This is a genomic window from Marinobacter lipolyticus SM19 (assembly GCF_000397065.2).
GTDB lineage: Bacteria > Pseudomonadota > Gammaproteobacteria > Pseudomonadales > Oleiphilaceae > Marinobacter > Marinobacter lipolyticus.
In genome coordinates, this window is record NZ_KE007325.1 from 101,323 (window position 1) to 115,007 (window position 13,685).

Annotated in this window: 12 protein-coding genes; 9 read left to right on the plus strand and 3 right to left on the minus strand. The window is 59.1% G+C overall.

Annotated elements, in window-relative coordinates; translation table 11 throughout:
* Positions 1-3 precede the first annotated feature (3 nt).
* Both MARLIPOL_RS10025 and MARLIPOL_RS10030 read left to right on the plus strand, forming a co-directional pair.
* On the plus strand, positions 4-2,613 hold the full coding sequence (locus tag MARLIPOL_RS10025) for a heavy metal translocating P-type ATPase (RefSeq protein WP_012137963.1): 2,610 nt from the start codon (positions 4-6) through the stop codon (positions 2,611-2,613).
* 129 nt (positions 2,614-2,742) lie between these two features.
* The gene (locus MARLIPOL_RS10030) at positions 2,743-3,204 is read left to right on the plus strand and encodes a DUF411 domain-containing protein (protein WP_012137965.1); all 462 of its coding nucleotides are present in this window, start codon (positions 2,743-2,745) and stop codon (positions 3,202-3,204) included.
* A gap of 47 nt (positions 3,205-3,251) precedes the next feature.
* On the opposite strand, the gene MARLIPOL_RS18660 is transcribed toward MARLIPOL_RS10030, so the two are convergent.
* On the minus strand, positions 3,252-4,325 hold the full coding sequence (locus tag MARLIPOL_RS18660) for a hypothetical protein (protein WP_012137966.1): 1,074 nt from the start codon (positions 4,323-4,325) through the stop codon (positions 3,252-3,254).
* 139 nt (positions 4,326-4,464) lie between these two features.
* Here MARLIPOL_RS18660 and MARLIPOL_RS10040 point away from each other — a divergent pair, with 139 nt between their 5' ends.
* From MARLIPOL_RS10040 to MARLIPOL_RS10050, 3 genes are all read left to right on the plus strand, one after another.
* Positions 4,465-5,139, plus strand: coding sequence for a Fe2+-dependent dioxygenase (locus MARLIPOL_RS10040; RefSeq protein WP_012137967.1), 675 nt, complete (start codon positions 4,465-4,467; stop codon positions 5,137-5,139).
* 84 nt (positions 5,140-5,223) lie between these two features.
* Positions 5,224-7,209 (plus strand): ribonuclease R family protein, encoded by a 1,986-nt coding sequence (locus tag MARLIPOL_RS10045; RefSeq protein ID WP_012137968.1) that lies wholly within the window; start codon positions 5,224-5,226, stop codon positions 7,207-7,209.
* A gap of 60 nt (positions 7,210-7,269) precedes the next feature.
* Positions 7,270-7,479 (plus strand): hypothetical protein, encoded by a 210-nt coding sequence (locus tag MARLIPOL_RS10050; protein WP_012137969.1) that lies wholly within the window; start codon positions 7,270-7,272, stop codon positions 7,477-7,479.
* A 12-nt stretch (positions 7,480-7,491) separates the two neighbouring features.
* Here the strand turns inward: MARLIPOL_RS10050 and MARLIPOL_RS10055 are convergent, their stop codons facing one another.
* A complete protein-coding gene (locus MARLIPOL_RS10055) occupies positions 7,492-8,385 on the minus strand; it encodes an acyltransferase (protein ID WP_012137970.1) in 894 nt (297 codons plus the stop codon).
* 197 nt (positions 8,386-8,582) lie between these two features.
* Here MARLIPOL_RS10055 and MARLIPOL_RS10060 point away from each other — a divergent pair, with 197 nt between their 5' ends.
* Both MARLIPOL_RS10060 and MARLIPOL_RS10065 read left to right on the plus strand, forming a co-directional pair.
* Positions 8,583-9,734 carry an alpha/beta fold hydrolase gene (locus MARLIPOL_RS10060; protein WP_012137971.1) on the plus strand — a complete coding sequence of 384 codons (1,152 nt, stop codon included), beginning with the start codon at positions 8,583-8,585 and terminating at the stop codon, positions 9,732-9,734.
* A gap of 85 nt (positions 9,735-9,819) precedes the next feature.
* On the plus strand, positions 9,820-10,422 hold the full coding sequence (locus MARLIPOL_RS10065) for a TetR/AcrR family transcriptional regulator (RefSeq protein ID WP_012137972.1): 603 nt from the start codon (positions 9,820-9,822) through the stop codon (positions 10,420-10,422).
* A 19-nt stretch (positions 10,423-10,441) separates the two neighbouring features.
* Here MARLIPOL_RS10065 and MARLIPOL_RS10070 read toward each other — a convergent pair whose 3' ends face one another.
* Positions 10,442-11,113: a haloacid dehalogenase type II gene (locus MARLIPOL_RS10070; RefSeq protein WP_012137973.1), complete on the minus strand. Its 672-nt coding sequence runs from the start codon at positions 11,111-11,113 to the stop codon at positions 10,442-10,444.
* Positions 11,114-11,213: 100 nt separating this feature from the next.
* Here MARLIPOL_RS10070 and MARLIPOL_RS10075 point away from each other — a divergent pair, with 100 nt between their 5' ends.
* The gene (locus MARLIPOL_RS10075; protein WP_012137975.1) at positions 11,214-12,125 is read left to right on the plus strand and encodes a LysR family transcriptional regulator; all 912 of its coding nucleotides are present in this window, start codon (positions 11,214-11,216) and stop codon (positions 12,123-12,125) included.
* Positions 12,126-12,338: 213 nt separating this feature from the next.
* A complete protein-coding gene (locus tag MARLIPOL_RS10080) occupies positions 12,339-13,559 on the plus strand; it encodes a Bcr/CflA family multidrug efflux MFS transporter (RefSeq protein WP_012137976.1) in 1,221 nt (406 codons plus the stop codon).
* Positions 13,560-13,685 lie beyond the last annotated feature (126 nt).

Sequence of the window (13,685 nt, forward strand, 5' to 3'; positions counted from 1 at the left end):
CGAATGACTGACGCACCTGTACTTCAGACCACGCTCAGTATTTCCGGGGCCTCGTGCCAGGGCTGTGTAAAGAAGATCCGAACGGCTCTGGAGCCGCTGACCGGCGATGCAGACCTGGTGGAAGTGAATCTTGAACAGCAGACCGTCGCTCTGCCAGAGGACGTGGATGCCGCCGAGGCGGCGCGGATTGTGACGGAGATGGGTTATCCGGCGGAGCCATTCGAAGATACTCCGGAGCCCGCCAGTTGCTGTGCCGCCAAAGCTGAACTTGGCAAAAACGACGATGATCACTCGGCTAATCTCTCCGAAGAAGCGGCCGAGACGGTCTCTGAGAGTGCTCAGGCTGAACCTTCCGATACAGGAAATGGGCAGGTTCATCTGTCGGTAACCGGTGCGACCTGCGCTTCCTGCGTGAGTACCATAGAGAAGGCCCTGATGTCGGTGGGTGGTATCAGCCATGCCCATATGAATCTGGCGGACAACACTGCGACGGCCACGGGTGACGCGGATCCCCAGGCTCTGGTGATGGCCGTGGAAAGCGCCGGCTATGGCGTCAGTGTGATTGAGAATGAGGACGACGCAGACGATCGCAAGCAGGAGGAGGACCGGAAGCAGTACAAAACCCTGCTGATCAAGATGGCGGTCAGCCTGAGTCTGGGCCTGGGATTGATGGTCTGGGGTATGGGCTTTGGCACCATGATGGTAACTGAGACCAATCAGGGCACCTGGCTCGGCCTGGGCGTGCTGACTCTGGTGGTTATGGCCGCCACCGGCGGGCATTTCTACACCGGGGCCTGGAAGGCCTTCAAGCACCACAACGCCAACATGGATACGCTGATTGCCTTGGGCACCGGCACCGCCTGGCTCTACTCGATTGTGGTAGCCAGTATACCCGGCGCCCTGCCGGAGATGGCGCGGCATGTGTACTTTGAAGCCTCGGCCATGATCATCGGCCTGATCAACCTGGGCCAGGCCCTGGAGTTGAGGGCCAAGGGCAAGACGTCGGAAGCCGTGCGCCGGTTACTGGACTTGCGGGCGAAAACCGCCCGGGTTATCCGCGATGGTGAAGAACGGGACATCCCTGTGGAAGACGTCCGCAAGGGTGACCATATAAGGGTCCGGCCCGGGGAGAAGCTGCCGGTGGACGGGGTGATTGCCGAAGGCTCGACCCGCATCGATGAGAGCATGCTGACCGGTGAGCCGATGCCGGTTAGCAAATCCGCGGGCGATGAGGTTTCCGCCGGCACGATGAACACCCATGGCTCAATCATTTACGAAGCCACCCGGGTCGGCAGCGAAACCGCGCTGGCCCAGATCATCAAGCTGGTGAAAAAGGCCCAGGGCTCCAAACCCGCCATTGGCCGACTGGCCGACAAGATCTCATCGGTGTTCGTGCCCACAGTCATGCTGATTGCCGTGGTGGCGGCGCTGGTCTGGTACAACGTCGGGCCGGAGCCTGCGGTGGTGCATATGATGGTGGCAGCTACGACGGTGCTGATCATCGCCTGCCCCTGCGCCCTGGGCCTGGCCACCCCCATGTCGGTGATGGTCGGGGTTGGCAAAGCGGCAGAGTATGGTGCGCTGATTCGTCAGGGCGACGCCCTGCAGACCGCCGGAAAGCTGGACTTGGTGATTCTGGACAAGACCGGCACCATTACCGAAGGCCATCCGGCAGTAACGCGACTGCATGCCAGCGATGGTGATGAACAGCGCCTGTTGGCTCTTGCGGCCGGGCTCGAACAGCACTCCGAACATCCGCTGGCGGAGGCCATTATTGCGAAGGCGAACGAGGAAGGCGTCGAGGCTGAAAAAGTGTCCGGTTTTGAAGCCCTGAACGGCAAGGGCGTCAAAGGCGAGTTCAATGGCAATCCCCTGCGCCTGGGCAACCGGCGCTGGCTGGAAAATGAAGGCGTGACTCTGGATGACCTGACCGCTGCCGCCAATGCCATTGCCGAAGAGGCGGGCACACCGCTGTTCCTGGCATTGGGCGACGAAGCCCTCGGTGTCATCGGAGTTGCCGACGCCATCAAGCCGGATTCCCAGGCCGCGATTCAGCGTCTGCATGATGCCGGTATCCGGGTGATGATGGTCACCGGCGATGTCGACGCCACCGCCAAAGGCATTGCCAATAAGGCGGGGATTGACGATTACCGGGCGGAGGTATTGCCGGAAGACAAGGCCGAGGTGGTGAGTGAAATGCGCGGTAAGGGCTACACCGTCGCCATGGTCGGCGACGGCATCAACGATGCGCCGGCCCTGGCCGCCGCCGATGTTGGCTTCGCCATTGGTACCGGCACGGACGTGGCCATCGAAAGTGCAGGCATTACGCTGATGCGCGGCTCCCTGCACGGCGTGCCCGATGCCATCGAGATCTCCCGCGCCACGGTGAGAAACATCCACCAGAACCTGTTTGGCGCGTTTGTATACAACACAATGGGTATTCCGGTGGCCGCCGGCCTGCTTTACCCTGTCTGGGGGATACTGATGAGCCCGATCCTCGCCGGTGCCGCCATGTCCCTGTCATCGGTCACTGTGGTCTCCAACGCCAACCGCCTGCGGTTGTTCCGGAGCAGTTACAAAAATATCGGCAATCAGCAAGAGGAGCGGAACTGATGGGCACACTTCTGGTCAACTCCGGAGGATTGTTACTGATGGCGGCCATCGTCTGGTGGTTCTGGCTGTCACCGTCATCCACCGGCGCCTCCAACAACGATCACGGCCATCATCACTGAGGAATCTGACATGACTTTACGTAAAAAAGCGCTCGGTCTCACCGCCGCCTTCGGTCTCAGCACCCTGGTCAGCACCCCGTTGCTGGCGGCGGAGGGTACTGAAAGCATTCACGTGTACAAATCACCCTCCTGCGGCTGCTGCAGCGACTGGGTCGATCACCTGGAAGAAAACGGCTTTGACGTCGACGTTACAGAGACCAATGACCTCAACCAAATCAAAATCGACGCTGGCCTGACCCCGGCGCTGGCCAGCTGCCACACGGCGTTCGTGGGTGACTACGTCATCGAAGGTCATGTGCCCGCCAGCGATATCCAGCGCCTCATCACGGAGGCGCCGCAAGCCACAGGGCTGAGCGTGCCCGGCATGCCCCTTGGCTCACCGGGTATGGAAGTGGGCGACCGGAAAGACCACTACAAGGTCATCCTGTTCAACGAAGCCGGTCAGACCCGAGTGTTTTCACAATACAATTAACTGAAACCTCAAGCCGGGGCCGTATAGGCCCCGACTTTGTACCAGGATCAGTAAAGGTATGGAGCCAACGCAAGCTCCAGCCTCGCCTGGGCAGAGTACAGATCAGCGACCGGAATCACTGGCTGCTCCGGTGGAACCGCTGTGGGCCAGGCCTTCTGCAATTCATCCAGGGCTTTGCCTACATCACGCCAGGCTTCCTTATTCTGCTTCTTCAGAACCGCCTTATGGCGATCCAGATAATCACGGGCGGAAAGCACGAAGCCACGGCCGTCCTGGTATTCGTGAACCGCTACAAACTGCTCACCGTCGAGTGCCTCGTCATACTCCAGCACCGCCTGTTTGGTGAGCGACAACGCAACCTTTGAGACGGTTGCAGCGCTCTGCTCACCACCACCGACTGAGTTCAATGCTTCCTCGGCCGCAACCCAGGCAGACTGAAACTCCTGATTGATGTCGCCCCAGTTCTCAACCTGCCCCGCTTTTTCCGCCAGGGTCTGCAGGCGACCGCCCAGCTCTTTCTGGCCGCGGTGTTTCAGCCCCGCTTCAGCCATGGGGTAAACCTCAATCCAGGGATGGGTGAGATGCGGCCGGCCCTCGGCGACCTCGCCTGACTTGATCAACTCCCGCGCTGCCATCAGATGCCCCTGCATCATCTTAAGCATCGCGACATAGGCGCCGTCGGACTCAACCGCTGACACGGAACCACCCGCTTCTCCGCCTTCTCCGCCTTCTCCGCCTTCTCCGCCTTCACCACCTTCGCCGCCAGCAGCGAAGTAGCTAAAAGCGGCGCCAGCCTCTCCTCCATGATGCTCACCGCCTTCGCCACCATGGTGTTCGCCACCTTCACCGCCATGGTGTTCACCGCCTTCACCGCCATGGTGTTCACCGCCTTCACCACCGTGATTTTCTCCACCTTCGCCGCCGTGGTGCTCGCCGCCCTCGCCACCGTGGCGTTCTCCTCCCTCTCCGCCATGGTGTTCTCCTCCCTCTCCGCCATGGGAGCCGGACGTCATCATGTCGTCGTGATGGCCGCTTTTATGATCATCGGCAACGGCGCCGGAACTGGCCAGCAAGGTTGCCATACCGATACCAGTCCACAGCTTCAGTTTCTGATTGTTCATCGTGCTCTCCTCAAACAACAAAAGACCACCGGCTCAAACACATCCAGGCCGGGAAGATTGATGGTTACTCCATGGTGATGCATGATGTTCCAATTAAGACTGTAATTGCAAATTAGTCGTATTACCGATTGGAGACACCATGATTCTTTGCATTGGTGAGGTATTGAACAGAGAACAGCTGGGGCGCGTCCGCTCCGCACTGGATAGCGGCCAGTTTGAAGACGGGCGCAGCACTGCAGGCTGGCATGCCCGCCTGGTAAAGAACAATGAACAGATGCAGGTCACCGACGAAGCCGGCCAATCAATTCGCACCGAGGTGGAAAATGCCCTGACCGGGCATCCCGTCTTCCAGATGGCGGTTAGGCCCGCGAAGATGACTTCCATTCTGTTCAGTCGCTATCGGGATGGCATGACCTACGGTAACCATGTTGACGACCCGGTGATGGGCCGTGGGCCAGGACGGTTGCGGACCGACATCTCCTTTACCCTGTTTCTGGACGATCCCGACAGCTACGATGGCGGTGAACTGGTGACCGACACCACAGCCGGCGAACAGTCCTACAAAATGCCCGCCGGCTCGGTAGTGATTTACCCTTCCTCGACCCTGCACCGGGTTGAGCCGGTATCGCGAGGTCAGCGCCGCGTCGCCATCGGCTGGATTCAGAGCACGATTCGGGATCCTGCCCAGAGAGAAGTGCTGTTTGACCTTGATACCGCCCGGCGCCAGCTTTTCGAACGCGAGGGCAAGTCCACAGAATTCGACCTGCTCACCAAGTCACTTGCCAATCTTCAGCGATTCTGGGCAGAAATTTAATATGGGAAGTCTGCTATCTGACGCGTGGACCGAGAACCGTTATACTCCGCCCCATCATTCATTTTTACCAGCCAGGTCCCGTTCATGCTCAATGCCGACGCTCTCAGCCAGTTGCGCCAGCTGAAAACCGACATTAAAGAAAACAAGGTGGTCTTCCGCGGCACCGTCAAAGCCACCAACGGTCGTTTCGGGTTCGTCGCGCTTGACGAGGGCCGGGATGTCTTCCTGCCACCGGAAGAAATGCAGAAAGTGCTGCCCGGAGACCGCGTCAACGTCACCGAACAGGAAGGGGACAAGGGCAAAATCCAGGGAGTGGTGGATGAGTTGCTGGAAAGCAATTTGACCACGTTCGTCGGGCGCTATCTGATCAAGGGCAAGGGACACTTTGTGGTGCCGGAAACCCCGGGCATCAACCGCTGGATCTTCATTCCACCGAAAGAACGGATGAACGCCGAGCAGGACGACTTTATTTACTGCCGCATCCACAAGCATCCGATCAAGGATGGCAAGGGCCAGGCCAAGATTCTGAAAGTCATCGGCAAGGCCGGGGAACCCGGCATTGAACGGTCCTTTACCCTGGCCACTTTTGACCTGCCAGACACCTGGCCGGACGCGGTAAAAAAACAGGCGGACGCCCTGGACGAAGGCACCGTGGAAGCTCAGTGCGGTGATCGTGAGGATCGCACCGGTCAGCCGTACGTCACCATCGACAGCCCGGGCACCCAGGATATGGATGACGCGCTGCTGGCAGAACCCAATGCCACCGGCTGGAAACTGTCCATCGCCATTGCCGACCCCACCGCGGTGATCGAACCGGGCAGCGCCGCCGAAGCCGAAGCGTTTAACCGGGCCACGGCGATCTATTTCCCGGGTGAGCCCCTGCCGATGCTGCCAGACAGCCTCAGCACACGGCTGTGCTCGCTGATGCCGGACGTCAAACGCCTGGCGCTGGTCTGCGACCTGCAGGTCAACAACGATGGCAGCCTGGGCGACTACAGCTTCCACAAGGCGGTGATCCAATCCAAGGGCAAGCTCAGCTATGAACTGGTCTCCAACCTGATCGAAGGCCGCGAGGACGACGACATCAAGGCTCTGCCCGACGCCGTCGCCAATAGCCTCGATCAGTTACACCAGACTGCTACCGCCCTGCGCAAATGGCGCGGCGAGCACGCGCTGCTGAGCGCGGACCGCCCCGAATTCCGGCTGCGTCTGGATGAGAACAAACGGGTGCGACTGATCGAACCCTCGGTTCAGAACGAGGCCCACCGGCTGGTGGAAGAGTGCATGGTAGCCGCCAACCGCTGTGCCGCGGATTTCCTCAGCCAGCAGTCCAGAGGCCTGTTTATCCAGCACCCGGGCCTGCGTGACGACCGCGTAGACAATATCCGTACCCTGCTCGCGAGCTATGCTCCGGAACTGGCCACGGTCGATGCGACCTCTGCCGAGGGCTTCCGTGACTTGATGAAACGCACGGAACAACTGGACGCCGAGGTGCCGATCAAAGCCATCATCTCCCGCCAGCTGGCACGGGCGGAACTGGCGTTCAAAGCCGCGGCTCACCAGGGCATGGGGCTGCCGGCTTACACCACGTTCACCTCTCCCCTACGCAAGTTCAGCGACTTCTATGTGCATCGACTGATCAAGTCGATTCTGTGGCAGGAGCCCATGAGTGACCTGACTGAAGAACAACTGGCGGAGCTGCAAACGACTCAGATCCGTGCCCGTCAGGCCGCAAACAGTCTGGAAAACTGGCTCAAGAGCGATTTCGCCAAGACGCTCGGGGCTGACCCCATGTCCGGCATCATCAGCCGTACCGTGCCCGCTGGATTCTTTGTCCGCCTGGCCGCCAATGGCCTGGAAGGCTTTGTCAGCTGCCGCACACTTGAAGGTAAGTTCAGCTTTGATCCGGTCACCCTGCGCCTTATCCACAACAAGAACGGCCGCATTTTCCAGCTGGAGCAGCCGGTCACCGTGACTTTCGCGGACGTGGACGAGGAGCGCAAGCAGATCAATTTCAAGCTGGTGGATACCGACGAAATCACTAAGCCAGAAGAACCGCAGAAGGGTTGAAAAACCAAAGGCACAGGCGCACCGTACTATTCAGGTAATACCTTACAAAGGAGGTGCGCCATGCCCATCAGTCCTGACGAGTTCCTCAAGAAATACGGTTTCGACAAGGACGAAGAGGAGCGGGACCACAGCCTGCGCCATAATGCTATGGAGCACGCAAAACACCTGAAGCGCCCCCACGCCGGCACGCCCCATGACTGGGAAGAGTGGGAGCGTTACAAGCAAGAGCACCCCGACGAAGTCGAGGATGATGAAGAAAGCAACCGCTGACCGCCGATGATGTTACTGCTCTAACATCCGGTTCAGGCGCTCATCCTTGGCCCGCCATTGATCCGCCAGCCACTCTTTTACGTTTCTGCGATGCTCCGCATCCGTTGAGTAATCCCGACCCTTCAGGTGTTCCGGGATAGTAACGGTGTGGATCTCCATTTTCACTTCCCTCACCCGACCGCAGATAAAATCCCAGAAGGTAGGCGCGCCACTTGGGTAAGCAATAGTGACGTCCACCAGGGTCTGGATGGAGTCCCCCATGGCGTCCAGTACAAAGGCGACACCACCCGCCTTGGGAGTGAGCAGATGAGTGTAAGGTGATTTTTGCTTGTCGTGCTTGGCCGGAGTGAACCGCGTCCCCTCCACGAAATTCATCACGCTGACCGGAGTGTAGTGAAACTTTTCACAAGCCTTTCGGGTAGCCTTGAGATCTTCCCCGCGCTTTTCAGGATGCTTGATCAGATATTCCCGGGTATATCGCTTCATGAACGGAAAATCCAGCCCCCACCATGCCAGACCGATCACCGGCACCCATATCAGCTGCTGTTTCAGGAAGAACTTCAGGAACGGCGCCCTGCGATTGAAGACCCGCTGCATGGCGAAGATATCGACCCAGCTCTGGTGATTGCTGAGCACCAGGTACCAGCTTTCCCGCTTCAGGTTTTCCGCGCCTTTCACGTCCCAGCGGGTACCATGGGTGAGTTTCATCCAGCCGGTGTTACAGGCCACCCAGGATTCCGAGATCCAGATGATGGCTCGGGTGCAGAGCACGCGGAAGCCCTTATGGGGAATAATAAGTTTCAGCAGCGCCGGAATGTAGAGCAGCAGGCACCAGAACAGTGTGTTGATTCCCAGCAGGATGGAGTTGAGTACACCGATAACGGGAGCGGGCAGGAAGCTGAGCATGGTGGTCCTGTTTTGGTTGTTGTTTCCAATGGAGGGCAATCATATCAACCAGAGACAGGATTGGGCAGTGGCCCGAAGTGACCGGTATGCCCCATTTATGTGACGGTGATGCCATAGCTCATTTCAGTGTGCGGCGGTAGCCTTCAGGAAATTGCCAAGTATCAACGTGAGTTGCGAATCCCACTATGGACATCCCCATGCCAAATCTCTTCAAATCCGCGGCTGACAAAGCGTCGGGACTCACCCGGCAAACGGCTCTTTACGCGGGCAATGCCTTTGATCGGGTATTCCGCGCCGCCAGCCTGGTAAAGGCGGGACAAACACCGTTTGAAACGCTGTACACCGATGGGCTGGTCAGTCTGCGGTATTACCCGCCGCTGGCGGAGGATTTTATCGAGCTGGATGGCGAGACCATCACGGTCGAACGCACCGCACACAAAACACCGATTGTCATAGTGCCGCCGCTGGCGGTGAATATGCTGATCTACGATCTGTTTCCCCAACGCAGCCTCGTCCGTTTCCTGCGGGCGAAGGGATTTGAGGTGTACCTGATCGACTGGGGCATCCCGACCCGCGAGCACAGTCACTACAATCTGCACACCTATGTGGCGGAGTTGCTGCCTGCCTACCTGAACCGGGTACGGGAGCACAGTGGCGAGCAGGAGTTGTCGCTGCATGGCTGGAGCATGGGAGGCATGTTCACACTGTTCTACTCCGCCCTGAGCAAGGATCAGCACATCCGCAATGCCGTGGTTCTGGGCTTGCCTATCGACAGTCATGCGTCCGGTCTGATGGGTCTGATGTACCAGCGCGTCGCAGATGTGGCGGACTTTGTGCGAAAACGTACCGGTTTTCGCATCCACAATGTCAAACCCCACTGGTTCCACACACCGGGCTGGGCCAATACCATCGGCTTCAAGCTGACCAATCCGATTGGCAGCGTGATGGGGTACTGGGAACTGATTGTGCGCCTGGGTGACCGGGAGTTCGTCAGCAACCACGCCACAACCTCTGCATTTCTGGACCGGATGGTGGCTTATCCCGGTGGCATTATTCAGGACACCGTGGTGCGGATCTGGATCGACAATCAGCTGTCGAAGGGTGAGATTCAAATCGGTGAAGATGTTGCCCGCCTGGAGAATGTGAACGCCAACTTACTGGCCATCGCTGGCCAGGAGGACACACTGGCGACACCCGGTGCGGCGAAGCGGGTGATGGATCACGTCAGCTCTGCCGACCGGACCTTCCGAGTAGTGCCGGGGGGTCATATGGGCATCCTGGCCGGCAGCAAGGCGCCCCGGGAAAGCTGGCTGGAGTTGGCGGAATGGTTGGCGGAGCGATCTGACTGAGTTTTCATCGTCCGTGTTAGCCGGCAGGGTGCTACTATTAGGAAAGGATAAGCCGAAAGTACCCTGACCGAAAAGGAAGGATTCTATGCCCCCAAAGTCAGAGGACATGAAAACCGATTCCACCCTTCAGCCGCAACGTACACGGCTGGTTGCCATTGCCCGCGACATCGTCCGCAATGACGGTATGGCAGCCCTCAGTCTTGAGGCTCTTGCAGCAAAGGGCGATACACCACTGCCCACCGTGGAATCCCTGTTCAAAGACAAACCCGGTCTGATCCGCGCACTTTACGAGGCCTGGGTGGAGGAGTGGCAACGTAGACTGATGACCGCCCTGCCCGAGACACCGCCAGAGGCCATGCTGCGACAGGCCGCGCACATTTACCGTGAACTGGCCTGCTCTGACCGCGCCCTTTTCCTGGCAGCCAGCACCCCTATAGCCATTGAGGCCGACCTGTTCGGGGTCTTGTCCAGATCGACCGCCTTCGAGCTGTTTGCCAACTTCCTCAAGACAGGCATGGCGGAGCGCCGGTTCCGTGTCACCGCCGACCCCGACGCCACTGTCCGGACCCTGTGGGGAGTCGTGCATGGCACCGTGCTTCTGGAAATCTGCAGCGGTTACGACGAGCTGACGGGCAAGCGAACGCTGGATGAGAGTATCAGCCTGATGACGCGGGGACTGCAGCGCTGACACACTCCGGAGCTCCTCTTCAGAGGTGTTTAAGGGCCTCCGGTAACTCTGAGAGACTGTGTATCACAGCTGACGGTTCTATACCCCAGTCTTCAAAGACTTTGCTGATATCTCTCTGCACCCAAACCGCTTTCAAACCCGCAGCCCGTGCACCGATCACGTCCCAGGCATTACTCGATACCAGGCACAACGGCTCGTCCCAGGCTCCCGTTGCCCTTTTGGCATAGGCATACACGGCGGGATCGGGCTTGAAACTCTTGATGTCATCGACGGAAACCAGGCCTTCGAACTGGTCCAGCAAATTATTATGGCCCAGCACTTTTTCCAGGGCGGGGTAGCTTCCGTTGGAAAATGCGAACAACGGATAGTTGCCGTTCAGTGCTTTCAGGGCAGGTAACGCATCATCAAACGCAGGCAGGGACAGATACGCGGCCATCAGCTCATCCTCACGATTCCCGGCCAGCGGCAGTTTATGAGTGGCCATGGCATACCGCAGAGCCTGACGAGTGCAAACACCAAAGTCCTCATAGACCCGCATCAGGCCCTTGCGGAAGGAGAACTCCAGCTGTTTTTCCCGCCACAGGGCACTGACAGCCTGTGCGCTTTCGCCAGCGTCCTGCGCCAACAGATCCGCCATGCCCATGGGGTCGACCAGCGTGCCGTATACGTCGAATGCGAGTCTGAGCGTCATGGTGCCCCCGGAAATTATTGATCGATCACTCACCACACACTAGATCAGTGATCCTGGTTTGTGTATGCGACCAGGGTGTAAGTGGATTACACTGCGACCCATGAACGGCATCGATACATTAAACCTCGACACTCGCTCGCTGAGCACCTTTCTGACGGTGCTTGATGAGGGCAGCGTGTCCCGCGCAGCGATTCGTCTGGGGGTCAGTCAATCGGCCGTGAGCCACACCCTGGACCGGTTGCGCCAGGCACTCGGGGATCCGTTGTTTGTGAAATCCGGGCGCGGCATTACACCCACACAGTACGCGCTGCGGGTGGGACCTCATATCCGGCAGATCCTGGATGACCTGCAGTCCCTCTCCAGCGGACCACCGTTCGCTCCCGCGACCGCGGAGTTCACCTTCACCATCGCCGCCAACGATTACCAGCGTGATCTCCTGTTACCGGGATTGGTCAGCACACTCCGACGGGAGGCGCCAGGCATTCGGCTGCAGGTGATCCCCTCCGGCATTCCGACCGCCGACATGCTGCGAAAGGACGTCTGCGACCTGATCATCTCGCCCCACGCACCAGAGGCGACAGACATCATGCAACGGGGATTGATGGCGGACCGGATGGTGGTGTTCTACGATCCCGACTATCGAGAGCCGCCCCGGGATATGGCGGAGTACCTCAAGGCCGATCATATCGCCCTGCTGTTCGCCACTGGAGAAAAGCCCACCCTTGAAACCTCGCTGAACGCCCGCGGGCTGACCCGCCGCAATACAGTGACTGTGTCCAACTTCTCCGGTTTGCCAGAGTTCCTTCGTGGTACGAATATGCTGGCCACCGCGCCAGAACGTATGAGTAATCACTTACTCAGGGGCTTCGCTTCGGTTCCCCTGCCCTTCGATTTCAAACCTTTCACCCTGCTGATGCTGTGGCACCGCCGCAACCAGAACGACCCCGCCCACCGCTGGCTTCGCAACCAGGTGAATGCCGTGGCGGCGACGATGAACGGTCTGAACGATTAATCAATCGATTTTGTTCATACGTTGTATGAAGTATTGGGTCGTTATTCTCGAACCACTGGGACGTAAACTCTGTTGACTTCGAGTAGGCAGCTGGGCGTGGGGTTGGGGGTAAGGGGTCAAAAACGTTCAAGGAAGCCACGGTTCCTGTTTTTGACCCCTTACCCCCAACCCCACTTTCTGCTCGCTCACCCTCAGATTAGACCGGGAAACAGTATGCTTGCGCTTACCAGCGTCTGGACGACCATATTACTCGCCGCCGCCGTGGCCCTGGGGCCTTTGGCCACGGATATGTATCTGCCGGCATTGCCACAGATTGGCAGTGATTTCAGTACCGGAACCGATCAGGTACAACTTACGCTAAGCCTGTATATGCTGGGCTTTGCTCTGGCGCAATTGATTTGCGGACCGCTGGCCGACCGCTTTGGCCGCAAACCCATTATGATCGGCGGCTTCCTGCTGTTTGCCCTCGCCAGCGTCGGCTGTGCCCTGGCCACCAATATCGAAACCCTGATGCTGTGCCGTTTCCTGCAGGCCCTCGGCGGCTCAGCTGGCCCCGTATTGGGTCGCGCCGCGATCCGTGACATCTACACGCCACGGGAAGCCGCCCGCATCATGGCAATCCTGGCCAGCATCATGGCCCTGGCGCCAGCAATTGCACCGACCATCGGCGGCTTTATGGTCTCCGGCCTGGGCTGGGCCTCTATTTTCATCGTGCTGGCCGGCTACGCGCTGGTCATGGCCGTGGTGGTGACTTTTGGCATTCCCGAGCCCATGCGCCCGGAATACCGCCAGCCATTGCGGTTGTGCAGCCTGTTGCGGAACTACCGCACCATCGCGACGGACATCAGCTTTCTTGGTTACACCCTGACCAACGCCCTGATCTTCTCCGGCCTGTTCGCTTTCCTGTCCGGATCATCCTTCGTGCTGATCGATTTCCTCGGCGTGGAGCCCGAGCATTTCGGACTCTTCTTCGCCTGCATCGTGGTTGGCTACGTCACCGGCAACCTGACCGCGGTCCGCCTTGGCAGCCAGCTGGTACCGGATCAGATCCTGGTGCGAGGCCTGACCGTGGCCGTAGTTGGTGGCTCAATCATGGCAGGACTGGCCATAGCCGAAATCCACACCGTTTGGTCAGTCATCCTGCCCCAGGCCCTGTTCATGGTCGGCGTCGGCATGGTCCTGCCCCAGACCATGGCCGGCGCCATGGCCAACTTCCCCCACATGGCCGGTTCCGCGTCAGCCCTCTTCGGCTTCACCCAAATGGCAGTGGCAGCCATTGCCGGCGCGCTTGTTGGCCACCTCCACGATGGCACCTCACTGGTCATGGCCACCATCATCGCGGCCAGCGCCGCAGCGGCCCTGGCCAGTTACCTGATTCTGGTTCAGCGACACCCGGCGGCTGGGTTCGAATCGCAACCGGCATCTACCCGATAGGCAAAGGAAAAAATGAATCGGAGGGCAACTCCACAGGTCTGAATCGGCCAGAGTGGCACTCCCCAAAACTGTGCGGAGCCAGGGATGGCGGAGCCCAAGCGCCACATGGATGTGCTTGAGCGTGTT

Bases quoted from the DNA above. Each gene is read 5' to 3' on its own strand.
- MARLIPOL_RS10030 (WP_012137965.1), top strand. From the start codon at position 2,743: ATGACTTTACGTAAAAAAGCGCTCGGTCTCACCGCCGCCTTCGGTCTC.
- MARLIPOL_RS10055 (WP_012137970.1), bottom strand. From the start codon at position 8,385: ATGCTCAGCTTCCTGCCCGCTCCCGTTATCGGTGTACTCAACTCCATC.
- MARLIPOL_RS10060 (WP_012137971.1), top strand. From the start codon at position 8,583: ATGCCAAATCTCTTCAAATCCGCGGCTGACAAAGCGTCGGGACTCACC.
- MARLIPOL_RS10025 (WP_012137963.1), top strand. From the start codon at position 4: ATGACTGACGCACCTGTACTTCAGACCACGCTCAGTATTTCCGGGGCC.
- MARLIPOL_RS10070 (WP_012137973.1), bottom strand. From the start codon at position 11,113: ATGACGCTCAGACTCGCATTCGACGTATACGGCACGCTGGTCGACCCC.
- MARLIPOL_RS10045 (WP_012137968.1), top strand. From the start codon at position 5,224: ATGCTCAATGCCGACGCTCTCAGCCAGTTGCGCCAGCTGAAAACCGAC.
- MARLIPOL_RS18660 (WP_012137966.1), bottom strand. From the start codon at position 4,325: ATGAACAATCAGAAACTGAAGCTGTGGACTGGTATCGGTATGGCAACC.
- MARLIPOL_RS10080 (WP_012137976.1), top strand. From the start codon at position 12,339: ATGCTTGCGCTTACCAGCGTCTGGACGACCATATTACTCGCCGCCGCC.
- MARLIPOL_RS10050 (WP_012137969.1), top strand. From the start codon at position 7,270: ATGCCCATCAGTCCTGACGAGTTCCTCAAGAAATACGGTTTCGACAAG.
- MARLIPOL_RS10040 (WP_012137967.1), top strand. From the start codon at position 4,465: ATGATTCTTTGCATTGGTGAGGTATTGAACAGAGAACAGCTGGGGCGC.
- MARLIPOL_RS10065 (WP_012137972.1), top strand. From the start codon at position 9,820: ATGCCCCCAAAGTCAGAGGACATGAAAACCGATTCCACCCTTCAGCCG.
- MARLIPOL_RS10075 (WP_012137975.1), top strand. From the start codon at position 11,214: ATGAACGGCATCGATACATTAAACCTCGACACTCGCTCGCTGAGCACC.